Genomic DNA, 18,149 nt, shown 5'->3' with positions numbered 1-18,149 from the left:
TTTATGTCTGGCGCAAGGGGAAACGCGCCGCGGGATCAGCGGCGGTATTCGTTGTTGTAGTTCTGAATGAGGCGGCGGGTGACATCGTGCTGGGGGTCGGCGAAGACCCGCAAGGTCTTGCCGCGCTCCACCACACGGCCTTCGTGCATCACCAGCACCTCGTCGCTGATGTGGCTGACGATCCCCAGATCGTTGGCCACCAGCACATAGCTCAGCCCCATGGTCTCCTGCATCTCCAGCAGCAGGTTGATGATCTGGGAGCGTACCGAAATATCTAGGGTCGAGAGCGCCTCGTCCGCCACCACTATCTTGGGATTGAGGATGAGCGCCCGTGCCAGCCCCACCCGCTGCTGCTGGCCGGCGGAGAGCATCTGGGGATAGAAGAGGGCGTGGTCGGGCAGCATGCCCACCATGCGCAGGGTCTGGATCACCTTCTCCCGGCGCTCCTCCTCGCTCAGGGCCGTGTTGAGGCGAAGGGGGGTCTCCAGGATCTGGCCGACCCGGATTTTCCGGTTAAGGGAGGTGTTGGGGTCCTGGAAGATCATCCGCAGCAGCTTGCAGCGGGTCTGGTAATCGCCGTGGACCATGGGTTGCCCCTCGATGGCGATCTCCCCGCCGCTCGGTTCAATCATGCCCGCCAGAATGCGGGCCAGGGTGCTCTTGCCCGAGCCCGCCTCCCCGACGATGGCCAGGGTCTGGCCCACCTCGAGATCGAACGAGAGGGGCTTTATCGCCTCCACAGCGCGGCGCCTGAACAGGCCGGTGCGGTTCTGATAGGTCTTGCACAGGCCCCTGACCTGCAACAGGGAAGGTTCGGTCACGACGTGGTCTCCTTGGGTGCGCTCGCCGGATAGAGGGGCTGACGGGGCGGGCAGGTGCCCCGGATCAGGGTCTGGTGCCGGTTCATTTCTTCGGTTCTTCCATGTTGAGCGGGAAGTGGCAACTGAACTGATGCCCCTTGACCTTGCTCATCAGCGGCGTCTGCACGCACTGCTTCTGGGCGTAGGGGCAGCGTGGGCCGAGGCGGCAGCCGATGGGCAGATGCTGCAGCGGCGGTATCACCCCGGGCAGGGTCTCGAGCCGAGACTTGTGGCGCACCAGTTTGTCAAAGTCCGGGATGGACTTGAGCAGGGCATCCGTATAGGGGTGGTGAGGGGATTCCAGGATCTGGTCCCGGGACCCCACTTCCACCATCTGGCCGCAATACATGATGTTGAGGGTGTCGGTCAGGTTCGCGATGGCGGCGATGTCGTTGCTGATGATGAGGATGGTGGTATTGCCCAGCTTGTTCATCTTGTCCAGCAACCGCAGGATCTGGGAGTGGGTGGTGGACTCCATGGCGCTGGTGGGCTCGTCCGCCACCAGCAGGCGCGGCTGGTTGGCGATGGCCATGGCGATCATCACCTTCTGGCACATGCCGTCCGACAGCTCGTGGGGATAGGCCCGCATCACCTTGCGGTGATCCTTGACCCCGACCCGGTGCAGCAGGGCGATGGCCCGCTTCTTGCGCCACTGGAAGCGCTGCCAGAACTTGCCGGTGAAGGCGCTGGTGGGGATGGCCTCTTCGAGCTGGGTGCCTATCTCCTCGGAGGGGTCGAGGCAGCTGATGGGGTCCTGGAAGATCATCGCTATCTCCCGCCCCATGATGCGGCGCCGCTCCTTGGGCGCCATGGTCAGCAGGTCCATGTCGTTGAAGCGCATCCGGTCGGCGCGCACCGTCCAGTTGTCCTTCTGGATGCCGACGATCACCTTGGCCACCAGGCTCTTGCCCGAGCCGGATTCCCCCACCAGCCCGCGGATCTCCCCCTCGTTCAGGGTCAGGCTGACTCTGTCCACCGCCTTGACCTTGCCCTGGGGGGTGTCGATTTCGATGGTGAGGTTGCGTATGTCGAGCAGAGGCATCAGCAATGTCTCCCGTTCAGGGCGCAGCCGGGTCGCTCAGGGCGTCCGGGGGCGGGGATAGATAACAAGGCTGGCAACATCAGTCGTTCCCCTCTTTGAGTGCTTCGCGAATGCCTTCGCCCACCAGGTTGGTCACCAGCACGCTGAACAGGATGGCCATCCCGGGCAGGGTCACCGTCCAGGGGGCCAGATAGATAAGATCGCTCGAGTCGGCCAGCATGGCACCCCACTCCGGCTGGGGAGACTGGGCCCCGAGACCGAGGAAGCCCACCGCCGAGATGTCCAGGATGGCGGCGGAGAGGGTGCGGGTGGTCTGGGTCACCAGGGTCTCGACGATGTTCGGCAAGATGGCCAGACGCATGATCCGCTGGGGCGGAGAGCCGTCGAGGCGGCTGGCGATGATGTACTCCTTCTGCATCTCGGCGTGGACCGCGTTGTAGGTGGCCCGGATGAAGGGCGGTATCAACGCGAGCGTGATGGCGATCAGGGTGTTGAACAGACCCGGCCCCAGGATGGCCACGACGATGATGGCCAGCAGCAGGGACGGGATGGAGAGCAGGGTATCGAGCAGGTGATGGAGCACGCTCGACTTCACCCCCTTGCTCATGCCACCGAGGATGCCGATGGCCGAGCCGATGACCAGCGCGATGAGCACCACCAGCAGGGCGTTGCCGAAGGTGAGTCTGGCCCCGGCCACCAGACGGGAGAGGATGTCGCGCCCCAGATCGTCGGTCCCCAGGAAGTAATCGATGTTGCCGCTGTTGGCCCAGGAGGGGGCGAGCAGCAGGTGGTTGCTGTGCTGATCGTCGATGCCGTAGGGGATTACCAGGGGACCGATGAGGGTCACCAGCAGCAGCAGACCGAAGCACCAGAGCCCCGCCATGGCCAGCGGGTTGCGCCGGTAGGAAGCCCAGGTCTGCTCCAGGGGGGAGAGGATCTTGAGCTCCGGATAGATGTTCGATTTATCGTGCATGATGCAGGCTCCCGTGCTGGTCGCAAGGGGATGGGCACGCCTGTGCGCCGGTGGCCCATGGGCCGCCGTGGCTCATCCACAGACCGCAATCAATCTTGTCTTGCATAGAGTTCTTTACGCCGTGCCGGATACATGATGGTGGTCAGCAGATCGGTGCTGACGCTGATGAAGATGACGAAGCTCGCCACCACCAGGAAGGCGCCGCGGATGGCGGCATAGTCCTGCAGCGCGATACTGCTCACCAGCCAGCGGCCGATGCCGGGCCAGTCGAACACCACCTCGGTGATCATGGCGGAGGTGAGCACACTGCCAAGTTGCAGCCCCAGCAGCGGCAACACCGGGGGCAGGGCGTTCTTGAGCCCGTGACGCCAGACGATCTGGCGGCGGGAAAGTCCGCGGCTGGCGGCAGCCTTGATGTAGTTCTGTTTCATCACGTCGATGAGGGAGCTGCGCACGTGGCGGATCACCTCGGTGGTGGGCACCACGGCCAGCACCAGGGAAGGCAGTACCAGATGGCGCAGGGCGTCGTGCAGGGCCGCCTCCCGCCAGGGCTCCTGGCTCATCAGCACATCGACGATGGCGATCCCGGTGATGGAGGGCACGTCGTAGAGCAGGCTGATCTGGCCAGAGGAGGGGAGCCAGCCAAGATCCAGGGAGAAGAACATCACCATCAGCAGCCCCAGCCAGAAGACCGGGATGGCATAGCCGACGAGGCCGGCGGCCATGATGGAGAGGTCCGGGCTGCGCCCCTGATAGAGTGCCGCGAGGGTGCCCAGGGGGATGCCCACCAGCAGCGAGATGGCGAAGGCGGCGAGGCAGAGGGTCAGGGTCGCCGGGAAGTAGTGACGGATCTCGTCGAGGACCGGCTGGCCGGAGACGCTGGAGAGCCCGAAATCCCCGGCGGCGATGCGCTGGAGGAAGTCAGGATAGCCGTGCCAGAAATCCAGCACCTGGGTGATGAGGCGAAACTCCAGGAGGTAGGCCCCCAGAGTCAGCACCAGGAGGGTGATCACCAGCAGGGTGATGCGGCGCAGGATATAGAAAAACATGCTTATGCCTCCTGGGGACGGTGCGCCGATGGCCCGACGATGGAGTGGTTATCTGTCATGGTCACTCCCGATGGGCCTGGTTGAAGGTGGTGCCGCCAAAGGGCATCAGGGTCAGCCCCTGAATGTCGCTGCGACTCACCTGGGTTCTCAGGGCATGGGCCAGGGGAATGAGCGGCAACTGCTCGTTGAGCAAGGACTGGGCATAGTAATAGTTGCGCAAGCGGAAGGCGAGCTGCGGGGTGGTCACCGCATCGTCCAGCAGCTGATCAAACGCCGGGCTGCACCAGCGGCTGTAGTTGTTGCCCCGCTCGACGGCGGCGCAGCTCAGCAACTGGCGGAAGAAGTTGTCCGGATCCGCGTTGTCGGCGATCCAGCCCGAAAGCAGGCTGTCATATTGTCCATGGGCGAGCCGGGTCTCGATGACCGGCCAGGCCTGCTGCACTATCTTGAGGCTCACCCCAATCTTGGCGAAATCGCTGCGCATCAGTTGCGCCGTCTTGAGGCCGTCCGGGTTGTAGGGACGGGCGCCGGGTTGCACCAGCACCTGCATCTCGAAGCCGTTGGGGTAGCCCGCGTCCTTGAGCAACTGGCGAGCGAGCTTGAGATCCGGCTTGCGCTGGGGCAGGGAGGGGTTGTAACCCCAGGAGAGGGGCGGCAGCAGGCTGGCGGCGCTCTGGCCGGTCTCGAAATAGACCGCCTGCAGCAGATTCTGCACATTGATGGCGCTGGCGAGGGCCTGGCGCACCTGCACCTTGTTGAAAGGGGCCTTGCGGGTATTGAGGGCGAGGAAGGCGACGTTCATCCCCGACTGCACCGACAGATCCAGGTGGGAGTCTTTGTCTATCACCGACAGCTGGCTGGCAGAGGGGGTGCTCATCACGTCGCACTCGCCGGTCAGCAGCTTGGCCAGGCGCTTGGAGGACTTGGGCGTGATGTCGTAGATGAGCTGCTCCATTCTGGCCTCGCCGCCCCAGTAGCCGGGGTGACGCAGGTAGCGCACGAACTCGTTGTGGCGATACTCCTTGAAGCTGAAGGGGCCGGTGCCGATGGGGCGGCTGTCCAGCAGCGCCGGGGTGCCGGCCTTTAGCATCTGCTCCCCGTACTCGGCGGAGAGCACGATGGCGTAGTCGCTGGCCAGGGTGGCGAGGAAGGAGGCATCGGGGCGGTTCAGCTCGAACACCACCTCATAGGGCCCCTTCTTGTAGACCCGCTTGATGAGGTTACCGAGCCCCAGGCTGTAAAAATAGGGGTACTCGCCGCCGGAGACGGCGTGGAAGGGGTGGTGTTCGTCCAGCAGACGCTGCCAGGTGAACAGGACGTCGTCGGCATTGAAGTGACGGGTCGGGCTGAACCAGGGGGTTCGGTGGAAGGTCACTCCCTTGCGCAGGGTCAGGGTATAGGAGAGGCCGTCCTCGCTGCTTTGCCAGCGGGTGGCGAGCCCCCCTTCGATGCCGAGGGTGTTGGCATTGACCTCGAGCAGGCGATCGTAGATGGGACGTGCACTGGCATCCAGGGTCGCATCCGAATTGGCAAGCTGCGGGTTGAAGGTTCGGGGTGCCCCTTCGGCACAATAGATGAGCCCGGTTTTGGAGGCTTCATCGCGTTTCTGACAGCCGCTGACCAGGACCAGGAGACCAAGCAGCAGGGGGGTGAGCATTCTCATGTTGGAACCATGTTTTCAGACAAAGTTGCCCGCCAGGGGGCGGGCGCGTTGCGGGGGGCGGCCGGGCAGGCGCTCCCGTCAGGGGTGACGTGCGCCGCGTTATCCGCGCGCACAGACCCGGTGCCAGGCATCAGCCCGCCTCCTGGTTGCCACTGTTGTCATCCCCGTCCAGCAATTGATATTTGCGCAGCATCCCCCGGAACTGGTGATAGCTCAGGGCCAGCAACTGGGCTGCTTTGCGCTGATTATACTGGGATTGCTGCATCGCTTGCTTGAGTAAATTAATCTCGTACTCCGCCACCGCCCCTTTGAGATCCAGCGGCAGGGTCGGGGTCGGGGCCGTCTCTGCCGAGGTCGGCGCGTCGGAGGAAGGGGCGGCGTCACCTCGGGCACGGGGGCGCCAGGGGGAGTCAAAGGGATTGAGCACCAGATCCGCCAGCGGCAACTGGGGGTTGCCCTGGCGATAGAGACTGCGCTCCACCACGTTCTTGAGCTCCCGCACGTTGCCCGGCCAGGGGTAATCTTGCAGCAGCTGGGTCGCCTTGCGCGAGAAGCCGGCAAAGAGCGGATACCCCAGCTCCCGGGTCATGCCGTGGGCGAAGTGCTCCGCCAGCATTAGGATGTCCTCGCGCCGCTCCCGCAGGGGGGGCAGGGTGATGACGTCGAAGGCGAGCCGGTCCAGCAGGTCGTGACGAAACCGTCCTTTCTCTGCCAGTGCAGGCAGATCCTCGTTGGTGGCGCACACCAGCCGTACATCCACCTTGAGGGGCTTGGCACCGCCCACCCGCTCGAACTCCCCGTACTCGATGACCCGCAGCAGTTTTTCCTGCACCCGGGCGCTGGTGGTGGCTAGCTCGTCGAGGAACAGGGTGCCGCCGTCGGCCCGCTCGAAGCGCCCCTGATGACGCTTGGCGGCGCCAGTGAAAGAGCCCGCCTCGTGGCCGAACAGTTCGGTTTCCAGCAGGCTCTCGCTCAAGGTGGCGCAGTTGATGGTGACAAAGCTTTGATCCCAGCGATCCGAGAGATAATGTAGGCGGTGGGCGATGAGCTCCTTGCCGGTCCCCCGCTCGCCGATGATCAGCACGGGCTTGCGCAGCGGCGCGAGGCGCGATGCCTGCTCGATGATTTCTAGAAATGCGTTGGATTCACCCAACAGACTTTCCGTGGCCGTGGTCATCCCTGCCCCTGTGAGTTGAAAAATCTGGTTAATCTTACCAAAAGTTGGTTATTTTAATCATCACTTGTTTCCCCGGGACTTGAACTGCATTCTGAGTGCCCATATAAATCAACAAGTTAAATGTTGTTCCAGATTGGCACACAAGTTGCCATTGTCAATGGAGACACAACCCGATGCCTATCACAGGAGTACAATCATGAGCATTTTTTCTCGCCTGGCCGACATCATCAATTCCAATCTGACGGCCCTGCTCGACAAGGCGGAAGATCCCCAGAAGATGGTGCGTCTGATCATCCAGGAAATGGAAGATGAACTGGTGAAGGAGCGCTCCAATCTGGCCCGCTTCCTCGCGAATCAAAAAGAGATCGGCCGTCAGGTGAGCCGCCATCAGGAGCGGGTCGCCGAGTGGCAGGGCAAGGCCGAGCTGGCCCTGACCAAGGGGCGCGAAGATCTGGCTCGTGCCGCCCTCATCGAGAAGAGCAAGCAGGCGGAGCTTGCCGACGCCCTATCTCGTGAACAGCAGGCGGTGGACAGCGGCATCGAGAAGCTGGGGGAGGAGATCCGCCAGCTGGAAGCCAAGCTGGAAGACGCCCGTGCCCGCCAGAAGGCGATGGCCATTCGCAGCGAAGCCGCCAGCAGCCGCCTCAACGTGCAAAGCCAGGTGGCCCGTGGCGACAGTCAGGCCGTGGTGAGCAAGTTCGAGCGCATGGAGCGCCGCATCGACGAGATGGAAGCCCGCGCCGATCTGGGGCAGTCCGACAAGGCGCTCGCCCAGCAGTTTGCCGAGCTGGAAGCGGACGACCAGATCAGCCGCGAGCTGGAAGCCATGCGCCAAAAGCTGGGCCAGCACAATCCGGCACAGAAACAGGGAGAGTAACAGATGGAAGATCTGCTGGGTGTATTGATGGTTCCCATGGTGGTCTTCATGGTGGTGGTGGCCCCCATCTGGCTGGTGCTGCACTACCGCGCCAAGGGACGCATTGGCGCCGGCCTTGCCGATGGTGAGCGTGAACAGCTGCAGGGCTTGCTGGTGCGTGCCGAGAAGATGCAGGAACGGGTCGGCGCCCTGGAGTCGATTCTGGATGCCGAGGTTCCTGGTTGGAGAAACAAGGTATGACGGTTTTCAATGAGAGATGTCATGACTGTGGCAAAAAGCCGGAGCGGGCCGAAACCGTATTGGCGTCGATTCTGGATGCGGAAGTCCCCGGTTGGAGGAACAAGGTATGAACAGTGTCAGTCGTGAAGGGCGCAACCTGTACCGGGATCCCCAGCGGGGCAAGATTGCCGGGGTCTGTGCCGGTCTGGCAGAGTACTTCGGGGTGGAGACCTGGATCGTGCGGCTGCTGGCCATCAGTGGTCTCATCTTCGCCGGTTTCATCACCTTCACCGCCTATATTGCCGCCTGGTTCTTGCTCGACAAGAAGCCGGTCACCCTCTACTCCCAGGAAGATGCCGAGTTCGCAGAGGTGCGGATGAAGGCGCGCAGCTGGCAGGCAGGCGTCACACCTCATCAGGCCCTTGCCCGCATCGGCCAGGAGCTGGATGCACTGGAGCCCAGGGTGCAGCGCATCGAGAAGCTGGTGACCTCCAAGGAGTTCACCCTGCAACGGGAGTTCAGCAAGCTCTAATCGTGCCGGGCCGCGAGGATACTGCCTCGCGGCCGTCTCTCTGATGTGATCACAATGAGAAGAAGACCCGCCTTGATACGCAACAAACTTGAACACTCCTGGTCTGTGCTCCAGCACAAGGCCGTTGACGCGGTGAACCGGGCCCGGGATCGCCACATCCGGCTGGCGGTCACCGGCCTCTCTCGCAGTGGCAAGACCGCGTTTATCACGGCGCTGGTCAATCAACTGGAGCACGCGGCCATCGACGGTCGTCTGCCACTCTGGGACGCCCAGCGCCAGGGACGCATCCTCGGTGCTCGCCGGGTGCCCCAGCAAAACGCCCACATTCCCACCTTTCCCTATGAACGGGGCCTCGATGCCCTGTTTGGCGATCCGCCCGCCTGGCCCGCGCCGACCCGGGGGGTGGCCGAGGTACGCCTCGAGATCCGTTATCGCACCCGCCATCCGCTGCGTCGGCACCTGGGGGAGATCTCCACCCTCTATGTGGATCTGGTGGATTATCCCGGGGAGTGGCTGCTGGATTTGCCGCTGCTGGATCTGAACTACAAGCAGTGGAGCGAGCAGGTGCGGGAGCAACTGTGCCGCCCCGAGCTGCAAGCCCTGGCGGCAGGCTGGTTGACGCCGCTCTGGCAGGCAGATCAAGCCTTCGAGGAGCGGGCCGCCAGCGAACTGGCCGCCCGCTACACCGATTATCTGCACGCCTGCAAGCAGGAGCTCGGGCTTCACCTCATCCAGCCCGGGCGTTTCGTGTTGCCCGGCGAGTATGCCGGTGCGCCGCTGTTGCAATTCGTGCCCTGGGTGTGGGAGATGCCCACGCACTCCCCCGAAGACGGCACTCTCTACGCCACCTTCAAGCAGCGCTTCGAGCAGTACAAGCAGCATCTGGTACAGGGCTTCTATGAGCAGCACTTTGCAGGCTTTGATCGCCAGATCGTGCTGGTGGACTGCCTGGCGCCCCTCAATGCCGGTGCCGCGAGCTTTGGTGACATGCAGCAGGCCATCGCCCGCATCATGGAAAGCTTCGCCTACGGCAAGAGCAACTGGTGGCGCCGTCTGTTCGCCCCGCGCATCGACAAGCTGCTGTTTGTGGCGAGCAAGGCCGATCACGTCACGCCGGAGCAGCACGGGCCTCTGGTGTCGCTCCTGCAGCATCTGGTGAGCCGTGGCCGGGGTCAGGCCCGCTTCGAGGGGATAGAGACCGAATGCCTGGCGCTGGCCGCCATCAAGGCCACCGAGGTGGGCAAGGGGGTGGCAGACGGACGGGAATTTCCCGCCATTCGTGGCACTACCCTCTCGGGCGAGCCCTTGCTGCTCTTCCCGGGGGAGGTGCCTGCCCAGATCCCGCCTGCGCAGTGGTGGAAAACTCAAGGGTTTGATTTTCAGGCCTTTCGCCCGCTGCCCATGAGCGCTCATCAGGCGCTCCCCCATATCCGGCTCGATGCGGCGCTGGAATTCCTGCTCGGGGATCACCTCGAATAACGGGTGGGTGGCCCGCTGTGCTCGAGGGGCGCCCACAGGAGAGAATGCGATGAACGATCAGACAAGATGGCGCACCGATGACGCCGCTCCTCTGCAAGGCAAGGTGACGCTGGAGCCCGCGCCTTCGATGGCAAGCGAAGCGAAGCCACCCGCCCCGGCCCGGCGGTTGGAAGAGGAGAGCTTCGAGCCTCTGGACGCGCTGGACGAGCTCACCGAGGTGGAACCCGCGCTTCACGTCAGGCCTCGGCGCCGTCATCGTCTGCTGGCCTGGGGGCTGGGCGGGGTGGGGCTGCTGTCCCTTGGCCAGTTTGGCGCTTTTCTGGTGGATCAGTTTGCCGCCTCCCCCTTCTGGGGCGGCGCCTGGCTGCTCGCCTCTGGCCTGGTGGCGGTGGGCACAGCCGCGGTGGCGGGGCGCGAATGGCTGCGGCTGCGCACCTTGAAGCGGCGCCAGGATGTGCGCTCAAGAGCCGAGGATCTGCTGGCCCATCAGGGGGTCGGTCAGGGGCAGGCCTTCTGCGAGGCCCTGGCCGAGAAGAGCGGTGACAAGGGGCGGGAAGGGTATCGCACCTGGTTATCCCAGCTTGACGAGAGCCACAGCGATCGGGAAGTGCTGACCCTCTACAGCCAGCTGGTGCTCACCGAGCGGGACAAGCTGGCCCAGGCCCGCGTCGCGAAATGGTCGGGGGAGGCCGCCGTGCTGGTGGCCCTGAGTCCGCTCGCCACCGTCGACATGATGCTGATGCTCTGGCGCAACCTGCGGATGATCGAGGACATCGCCGATGTCTATGCCATCGAGCTCGGCTACTGGAGCCGCATCCGCCTCATTCGTCAGGTGTTTCGCAACATGCTCTATGCGGGGGCCACCGAGCTGGTGACCGAGGTAGGGATGGATCTGCTGGGCGCCGAGCTGACCGCCAAGCTCTCCGCCCGCGCCGCCCAAGGGGTCGGGGCCGGGTTGCTCACCGCGCGCCTCGGGATGCGTACCATGGAAGCCTGTCGTCCGCTCCCCTGGTGTGCCGACGAGAAGCCGAAACTGGGCGAGCTGCGCAAGCGGCTGATCGGCCAGTTGGCGGGTTATCTCAACAAGTCGTGAGGTGGCTGGCACCCGACATGGATGTCACAAATTATTTACAATTGTCAAAAGCAGCCGACCCCGGGGTCGGCTGCTTTTTTGAGGGGCAAACCGTTACAGTGATCCCATGACTCAACGGCCAGTGACCGCCCGGATGGCGGCTGGCACCCGAAGGATGGGAGCACTCATGGCAAGTCTCTACACGGCCCGCCAACCGGATGGGCAGGGCAGGATCCACTACACGGACAAGGAGCACGGCACCTGGCGGATCCTGATTGCACGCCAGCTTGCGGCGCTCGATGGCAAGGCCTGCGACGAATACCAGGCCGGATTGGCACGCCTCGGCCTGCCTCTGGACCGCATCCCCCAGCTGGGCGAGATCAATGCCGCCCTGATGCCCGCCACCGGCTGGTCGGTGGCAGCGGTGCCGGCCGTCATCTCCTTTGATCACTTCTTCGCGCTGCTCGCTGATCGCCGTTTTCCCGTCGCCACCTTCATTCGCCGCCGGGACGAGCTCGACTACCTGCAAGAGCCCGACATTTTCCACGAGATCTTCGGCCACTGCGCCATGCTGACCAACCCGGCCTTTGCCCACTTCACCCACCTGTATGGTCGGCTCGGACTCCATGCCAGCAAGGAGGAGCGGGTCTATCTGGCGCGGCTCTACTGGTTCACGGTGGAGTTCGGTCTCCTGCAGGGGGAGGAGGGGCTGCGCATCTACGGCGGCGGCATTCTCTCCTCCATCGGCGAGACCGCTTATGCCCTCTCGGGCAAGCCTGAGCTGCAACCCTTCGATCTGCTGGAGATCCTGCGTACCCCCTATCGCATCGACATCATGCAGCCGACCTATTTCGTGCTGCCTCGTCTCGATACCCTCTATGGTCTGGAGGGGCAGGGGATCATGGCGGCCGTGGCCGAGGCCCGTCGTCTTGGCCTGCGTCCACCCCGCTTTGCCCCCGTTGCCGGCAAGCAGGCGAGCTGACCCGTATTCATTCCCACGATGTTTCATGAAAGGAGTCCCGAATGACTGAACTGGCGAGTCAACGATGCGAGGCGTGCCGCGCCGATGCCCCCAGGGTGAGCGATCAGGAGCTGGGGGAGCTGATGCACCTCATCCCCGACTGGCAGCCCCTGGTGGTCAACGGCGAGCTGCAACTGCGTCGTGAATTTGTGTTTCGCAACTTCAAGGAGGGGCTGGCGTTCACCAACCGCCTCGGAGAACTGGCGGAGGCGGAGTTCCATCATCCGGCGATCTTGCTTGAATGGGGCAAGGTGACCGTGAGCTGGTGGACCCACAAGATAGGCGGCTTGCATCGCAACGACTTCATCATGGCAGCCCGCACCGACGGTCTGATGAAGTAACCGCCGTCTGGCGCCAACGCAGACAGGGCCTGCCCGGTGAAAGCGGGGCAGGCCCGCATTTTTGTGGGGGAGCGCTCGCACTGGCGGGATCGAGTCTGTATTATCCCGTTATTCAGAATGTTAGCTAGGAAGTGTGTGCCGAATGCGTCTTGAAGTCAGCTGTGAAGACCGTCTGGGCCTGACCCGGGAATTGCTCGACCGACTGGTGGAGCACAACATCGATCTGCGCGGCATCGAAATCGATACCTCAGGCATCATCTATCTCAATTTTCCCGAGCTGGAGTTCCGTGACTTTCAGCATCTGATGCCGGAAATTCGCCGCATTCCCGGCGTCTATGACGTCAAGACCATCCCCTACATGCCCTCCGAGCGGGAGCACCACGAGATAGAGGCCCTGCTCAAGGCGCTGCCGGACCTGGTCTTCTCCCTCGACAGCAAGGGGCGGGTGACCCAGGCCAACCAGGCCGCCCTCACCACCCTGGCGTTGCCACCGAACGAGGTGCGCGGCGTGGCGATCTCCTCCCTGGTCAAGGGCTTCTCGTTTGGCCGCTGGCTGGAGTCGGGGGAGATCAAGCCCCAGACCTGCAAGCTGAGCCTCGGTGGCGAAGAGTACCTGGGCGATCTGATGCCGCTGTTCGTGGCCGAAGAGAAGGGCAAGCAGGCTCTGGCCGGCGCCGTGGTGGTGCTCAAATCCGCCCGCCGGGTCGGCATGCACTTCAGTGCCCTGCACGCGGTGGAAGTGGGGGGCTTTGAGCACCTCCAGGCCGAGAGCCAGAAGATGAAAGAGGTGCTGGTCCAGGCAGCCAAGCTCGCGATGCAGGACGCTCCCTTGCTCATCGTGGGGGAGACCGGCACCGGCAAAGAATTGCTGGCCCGGGCCTGCCACGGCGCCAGCCTGCGCTCCAGCCACCCCTTCATGGCGCTCAACTGCGCGGCCATGCCGGACAACGTGGCCGAGAGCGAGCTGTTCGGCTATGCCCCCGGCGCCTTTGGCAACAACACCGAGGGCAAGCGCGGGGTGCTGGAGCTGGCCAGCGGCGGCACCCTGATGCTGGACGAGATCGGCGACATGTCCCCCCATCTGCAGACCAAGTTCCTGCGGGTGCTGCAAGATGGCGTGTTTCGCCGGGTCGGTGACGAGCAGGAGGTGAGGGTCAACGTGCGCTTCATCTGCACCACCCAGAAGCAGTTGCTGGATCTGGTCCATGAAGGGAAGTTTCGCGAAGATCTCTACTACCGCCTCAATGTGCTTAGCCTCAATCTGCCGCCGCTGCGCGAGCGCAAGGCGGACATCATGGCCCTGGCCCAGCAGTTCGTGTCGCGCTTTGCGAGCGAACTGCAGCGCCCGCGTCCGCGCTTTACCCGCAACATGGCCGAGTACCTCACCGCCTACCGCTGGCCCGGCAACGTGCGCCAGTTGCGCAACTGCCTCTATCGGGCCATGACCCTGCTGGAAGGGGACGAGATTGGACCCGAGCACGTGGACTTGCCGGTGGCGGCCGATGCCATGCCGCTCATCGACGAGTGGTTCGAAGGGGGGCTCGACGAGGCGGTGAAGCGTTTCGAGAGCCGCCTGCTGGAGCGGCTCTACCCGGCGTTCCCCTCCACCCGCCAACTGGCCAAACGGCTCGGTGTCTCCCATACCGCCATCGCCAACAAGTTGCGCGAATATGGGATTGGCAAGAAGTAGTGTCGATGGACAGTGTCTGCCTGGGGCATTGAGCGCCTTGCAGGCACGGCTGCGACACCCGGTGACGCAACCGTGCCACTTGCCTCTGGGGGCTGACCACCTGGCTGGTAAGCTCGGTGCGGTGCCATGCAGGCACTCTCATCATGGGCGTCGGGTTACCCCGGCGCCGACCTTGACACTCTCGCGGGCACCATGCAGATGTTTTGTTACCTCCGGTTACTGATGTGGCTGGCGCCACTGTGCTGCATGCTGATGCTGGCAAACCAGGCCATGGCGGCAACCTCCGCCGAGGCGCGCAGCGACATGGTGCGCCAGACCGTGCTCGATATCCTCAGTTACACCCGCTGGCCTAGCGAGCCCGCCTGACTTCGGCTCTGCATCACGGCACCGACGGAATATGCGTCATCCCTTCTGACCATCGAACGGCAGGCCAATGGCCGACCGGTGGAGGTCCATCACTACGACATGGACGACGAGGCGCTGATCCAGCGCTGTGACGTCATCTATCTGGGGGTGCTGGCACCGGCGCAGCGCCTCTCCCTGTTCGAGCGCCTGCGCGGTCACGCCATCCTCAGCATCAGCGAGCAGAGCCGCGAGTGCATCGCCGATGCGGTCTTCTGTCTGCAGGCCGGGGAGGAGAGGGTGCGTTTTCGGGTCAATCTGGATGCGCTGGCCCGCAGCGGTGTGCGAGTGCACCCGGCCGTGCTCAAGCTCGCGCGAGCCGATGAGGAGCTGCGATGACGGTCCATCACGCCACTCCCCGGCTTACCCTGCGACAGAGTCTGGGGCGCACCCACATGATGATCTCCCTGACTGCCGTCTGCATGGCCGGGCTGTTTCTGACCGTCACGGCGCTGCTGGCGCTGCGCCTTTATGCGGATCACAACCTCAAGCTGGTGGCGCGGGCCATCAGCTACACCACTGAGGCGGCCGTGGTCTTCCATGACAAGGAGGCGGCACTGGATGCCCTGGAGACCATCACCTCCCGGGAAGACATAGCCAGCGCCAGCATAGTGCTGCCGGACGGCCAGGTGCTGGCGAGCTGGCGCCGGGACATCACTACCCCCTGGACCACCCTGGAGCAGCATCTGGCCCGCCTGATCCTGCCGGGGCCCGTGGTGCTCCCCATGGTGCGCGAGCACAAGGAGATAGCCAGGGTGCATCTGGTCGGTCACGGCCAGTACCTGTTGCGATTCCTGTTGCAGACCTTGCTGGCTACCCTGGTGTGCCTGCTCATCAGTATTCTCGGGGCACTCCATGTGGCGCGCCGGATGCAGCGCTCCATCACGGCACCCCTCAAGGCCCTGACCGAGGTGGCTTACAACGTCAGCCGCCAGCGGGCTCTCAAGGAGCGGGTGCCGGCGGCCAATATCGCCGAGCTGCACGAGCTGGGTGAGGATTTCAATTCGCTGCTCGATGAGCTGGAAGCCTGGCAGGCCCACCAGAAGCGGGAGAACGCCAGCCTGCTGCATCAGGCAACTCATGATCCCCTGACCGGTCTGCCCAACCGCGCTCTGTTCGAGGCTCGCATGGAGCAGGCCATCCTGGCAGGCAACAAGGGGCATGAAGGTTTTGCCCTGCTCTATCTGGATTGCGATCGTTTCAAGCAGATCAATGACAACCTGGGCCACAGCATCGGCGACGAAGTGCTGATCGCCGTGGCGCGGCGGGTGCAGCATCAGCTCAGGCCCCTGGATCTGGTCTGCCGGCTGGGGGGAGATGAGTTCGTCATCCTCCTGACCCCGATCCATGGGGAGGACGAGGTGCGCGAGGTGATAGGGCGAGTGCAGCAGGCCATGAACACCCCCGTTGTATTGAGTGACGGTCGCCATCTCGGGGTGGGGATCAGCATCGGCTCTGCCCGCTATCCCGAGCAGGGGAAGACGACGGATGCCCTGCTGCAATGCGCAGACGACGCCATGTATCAAGCCAAACGACAACGCAGGGAGGAGAGAGAAACACGAAAAACGAGCACGTGAAGTTAAACCGGAAATAGTGAAAGGATGATAAGAATGCGCATGTTGAACCCGATCAAAGCGGGCCTGGTGGTACTGTTGCTGAGTGTGCTGGCGGCCTGCCAGAGCCCTCCCCAGGGGCTCACGGCGGAGCAGATCGCCGCCTTGAAGGAGCAGGGATTTCACCTGACCGACGAGGGATGGACCCTGGATATCTCCAACAAGGTGCTGTTCGCCAACAATGTGGGGCCCTCAACCCCGAGACCCGCCAGGTGGTAGAGAAACTCGGCAAGGCCCTGATTGAGGTAGGACTGAACCGGGCCCGGGTGGACGGTCATACCGACTCCAACGGTGATGAGGCCTACAACCAGCAACTCTCCCTCAAGCGGGCACGGTCGGTGGCCGATGTCCTGGTGTCGGTGGGTATGCCACAGGGGAACCTGGATATCCGCGGCCGCGGAGAAGAGGCGCCCATCGCCGACAACGCGACCGCTGCCGGGCGAGCGGAAAATCGACGGGTTGCCATCATCATCGGCAATGGCTGACCCCCGTCAGCCGGTATCGGCGCGGCGCTCCCATCGGGAGCCTTGAATCAACCGCCTGATCCTGTGTGTGCCACCACTCTCCAGTGGGAGAGTGGCTCTCTTCCCTTGTTGTTTCACGCTTTTCTTGCCTGACGCGCGCTGCCCTGATGGGGACAGAGTGACGGCTCAATCCTTCCCGACTTGATCCAGCACAAATACCTGCAACTGATATTCGTTATCATTTGTGTTATTTACGCAGGGTAACCCCAGTGACGACTCTCCAGCTTTCTTCGACCATGACGGGGCTTTGTACCCCGGATCCCCTCAAATTCGCCTTCACCGCCAAGACGTCGGCCCATGCCAGCCGGGGAGGGGCCGCCCCCCTGATGCTGGACGATGCCGGCTGGCAAGCCTGGTGGCAGCAGGAGAGCGAGGCCAAGGCCCGAGCGCTCTATATCCATATCCCGTTTTGCCGCAAGCGCTGCAGTTTTTGCAACTTCTTCGAAAACGGCGCCAATCCGGCGCGCATGAGTCGCTACATGGAGGCACTCTGCGGGTCGCTGCACCAGGCAGCCGAGACGCCGCTTGTCCAGAGCCGGCCTTTCTCGGCGGTCTATGTGGGGGGCGGCACGCCAACCGACATGGCGGCGGGCGATCTCGCCCGCCTGGCCAGCGCCATCCGCCGTTTTCCCCTGACCGTGGATGCGGAGCTGACCCTGGAGGGGCGGCTCAACGGCTTTGATGACGAGAAGTGGCAGACGGCCCTGGCGGGTGGCTTCAACCGCTTCTCGTTCGGCGTGCAGAGTTTTGATACCCGCGTGCGCCAGCAGGCGGCCCGCTTCGATGACAGGGAGACCTTGCTGTCCCGGCTGGCGGCGCTGACCCGCCACAACGAGGCGGTGATCGTGGCGGATCTCATCTTCGGTCTGCCGGGGCAGGATGAGGCCGTGTGGCGCCAGGATATCGCGGATGTGATGGCGAGCGGGGTGCACGGGGTGGATCTCTATCAACTCATCTCCATGGCGGGCACCAACCTGGCGCGCGCCGACGAGAAAGGCACCCTGGGCTGGGCCGCCGATGGCCAGCAGCGGGCAGTCATGTATGCCGACGGGGCACGGACGCTGGAGGCGGGGGGCTGGGAGCGGCTCTCCTGCAGCCACTGGCGGCGCATCGATGCCGAGCAGAGCCGCTACAACCAGATGGCCAAGTGGGGCGCCGAGATCCTGCCCTTCGGCGCAGGGGCGGGGGGCAACATTCACGGCCACGGCCTCATGTATGGCCGGGATCTGGCGCCCTGGCATGAGGCGCAGGCGGGGGGCGTGCGTGCTCCCGGCATGGTGATGAGGCCCAATCCCGATGCCCGTCTCGACGGGCTGCTGCGAGGGGGGCTCGATACCGGATGGCTGGCGTTGTCGCAATTGCCACAGGGGCTGGTCTCCCACCTGATGCCGCTCTTTGAGGCCTGGCAGCGACACGGGCTGGCACGGCTCTCGGCCGAGCGTCTCGCCCTCACCCTGGCGGGGCGTTTCTGGAACGTGAATTTGCAGGCCGGGTTGTTCGAGTATCTGAGGTGCAATCCACCGGGGGGGATCAAGGGGGGCGAGAAACCATCCGGCCACCCGGGCAAGATGGCCGGTCATGCCCTGGTATAACGGGCTATCGGAGCACAGAAAGG

At 63.8% G+C, this 18,149-nt stretch carries 16 protein-coding genes and 2 pseudogenes; 12 read left to right on the top strand and 6 right to left on the bottom strand.

Translation table 11 applies throughout. The annotated features are described in order from the left end of the window. Window positions 1-35 precede the first annotated feature (35 nt). The 6 genes from PG887_RS09275 to pspF form a co-directional block, all read right to left on the bottom strand. Window positions 36-821: a peptide ABC transporter ATP-binding protein gene (locus tag PG887_RS09275; RefSeq protein WP_039039015.1), complete on the bottom strand. Its 786-nt coding sequence runs from the start codon at window positions 819-821 to the stop codon at window positions 36-38. Between the two features lie 82 nt (window positions 822-903). After that, entirely contained in the window at window positions 904-1,902 is a 999-nt protein-coding gene (locus tag PG887_RS09270) for a peptide ABC transporter ATP-binding protein (protein WP_270821550.1), read from the bottom strand. Between the two features lie 79 nt (window positions 1,903-1,981). Then, window positions 1,982-2,875 (bottom strand): ABC transporter permease subunit, encoded by an 894-nt coding sequence (locus tag PG887_RS09265; protein WP_010674530.1) that lies wholly within the window; start codon window positions 2,873-2,875, stop codon window positions 1,982-1,984. An 89-nt stretch (window positions 2,876-2,964) separates the two neighbouring features. Continuing rightward, the gene (locus PG887_RS09260; protein ID WP_010674531.1) at window positions 2,965-3,924 is read right to left on the bottom strand and encodes an ABC transporter permease; all 960 of its coding nucleotides are present in this window, start codon (window positions 3,922-3,924) and stop codon (window positions 2,965-2,967) included. Between the two features lie 61 nt (window positions 3,925-3,985). Beyond that, entirely contained in the window at window positions 3,986-5,581 is a 1,596-nt protein-coding gene (gene sapA / locus PG887_RS09255; protein WP_010674532.1) for an ABC transporter substrate-binding protein SapA, read from the bottom strand. Between the two features lie 136 nt (window positions 5,582-5,717). Beyond that, on the bottom strand, window positions 5,718-6,764 hold the full coding sequence (gene pspF / locus PG887_RS09250) for a phage shock protein operon transcriptional activator (RefSeq protein ID WP_052815253.1): 1,047 nt from the start codon (window positions 6,762-6,764) through the stop codon (window positions 5,718-5,720). A gap of 196 nt (window positions 6,765-6,960) precedes the next feature. Between pspF and pspA the strand changes: the two genes are divergently transcribed. From pspA to hutW, 12 genes and pseudogenes are all read left to right on the top strand, one after another. Then, window positions 6,961-7,641, top strand: coding sequence for a phage shock protein PspA (pspA, locus tag PG887_RS09245; RefSeq protein ID WP_103858954.1), 681 nt, complete (start codon window positions 6,961-6,963; stop codon window positions 7,639-7,641). A gap of 3 nt (window positions 7,642-7,644) precedes the next feature. After that, entirely contained in the window at window positions 7,645-7,881 is a 237-nt protein-coding gene (pspB, locus tag PG887_RS09240; protein ID WP_005300084.1) for an envelope stress response membrane protein PspB, read from the top strand. Window positions 7,882-7,987: 106 nt separating this feature from the next. Then, a complete protein-coding gene (gene pspC / locus PG887_RS09235) occupies window positions 7,988-8,392 on the top strand; it encodes an envelope stress response membrane protein PspC (RefSeq protein WP_010674535.1) in 405 nt (134 codons plus the stop codon). Between the two features lie 72 nt (window positions 8,393-8,464). Next, a complete protein-coding gene (locus PG887_RS09230; RefSeq protein WP_270821549.1) occupies window positions 8,465-9,871 on the top strand; it encodes a YcjX family protein in 1,407 nt (468 codons plus the stop codon). A 49-nt stretch (window positions 9,872-9,920) separates the two neighbouring features. Continuing rightward, window positions 9,921-10,964 carry a YcjF family protein gene (locus PG887_RS09225; protein WP_103858956.1) on the top strand — a complete coding sequence of 348 codons (1,044 nt, stop codon included), beginning with the start codon at window positions 9,921-9,923 and terminating at the stop codon, window positions 10,962-10,964. Between the two features lie 166 nt (window positions 10,965-11,130). Beyond that, window positions 11,131-11,925 carry a phenylalanine 4-monooxygenase gene (phhA, locus tag PG887_RS09220; protein ID WP_270821547.1) on the top strand — a complete coding sequence of 265 codons (795 nt, stop codon included), beginning with the start codon at window positions 11,131-11,133 and terminating at the stop codon, window positions 11,923-11,925. Window positions 11,926-11,966: 41 nt separating this feature from the next. Next, window positions 11,967-12,305 carry a 4a-hydroxytetrahydrobiopterin dehydratase gene (locus PG887_RS09215; RefSeq protein ID WP_010674539.1) on the top strand — a complete coding sequence of 113 codons (339 nt, stop codon included), beginning with the start codon at window positions 11,967-11,969 and terminating at the stop codon, window positions 12,303-12,305. Between the two features lie 142 nt (window positions 12,306-12,447). Beyond that, window positions 12,448-13,995: a transcriptional regulator TyrR gene (tyrR, locus tag PG887_RS09210; protein WP_270821546.1), complete on the top strand. Its 1,548-nt coding sequence runs from the start codon at window positions 12,448-12,450 to the stop codon at window positions 13,993-13,995. 222 nt (window positions 13,996-14,217) lie between these two features. Then, window positions 14,218-14,736 (top strand): annotated as a pseudogene (locus PG887_RS09205) (YfiR family protein). Beyond that, window positions 14,733-15,974 carry a diguanylate cyclase domain-containing protein gene (locus PG887_RS09200; protein ID WP_270821544.1) on the top strand — a complete coding sequence of 414 codons (1,242 nt, stop codon included), beginning with the start codon at window positions 14,733-14,735 and terminating at the stop codon, window positions 15,972-15,974. The pseudogene PG887_RS09205 and the gene PG887_RS09200 overlap by 4 nt, the downstream one beginning before the upstream one ends. 33 nt (window positions 15,975-16,007) lie before the next feature. After that, window positions 16,008-16,495: pseudogene (locus PG887_RS09195) on the top strand (OmpA family protein). A gap of 275 nt (window positions 16,496-16,770) precedes the next feature. Further along, complete coding sequence (gene hutW / locus PG887_RS09190) at window positions 16,771-18,126, top strand: heme anaerobic degradation radical SAM methyltransferase ChuW/HutW (protein WP_104455843.1); 1,356 nt, start codon at window positions 16,771-16,773, stop codon at window positions 18,124-18,126. Window positions 18,127-18,149 lie beyond the last annotated feature (23 nt).

The organism is Aeromonas sp. QDB14 (genome assembly GCF_027707845.1).
GTDB classification, from domain to species: Bacteria; Pseudomonadota; Gammaproteobacteria; order Enterobacterales; family Aeromonadaceae; genus Aeromonas; species Aeromonas caviae.
This window is presented reverse-complemented; position numbering and strand designations above follow the sequence as displayed.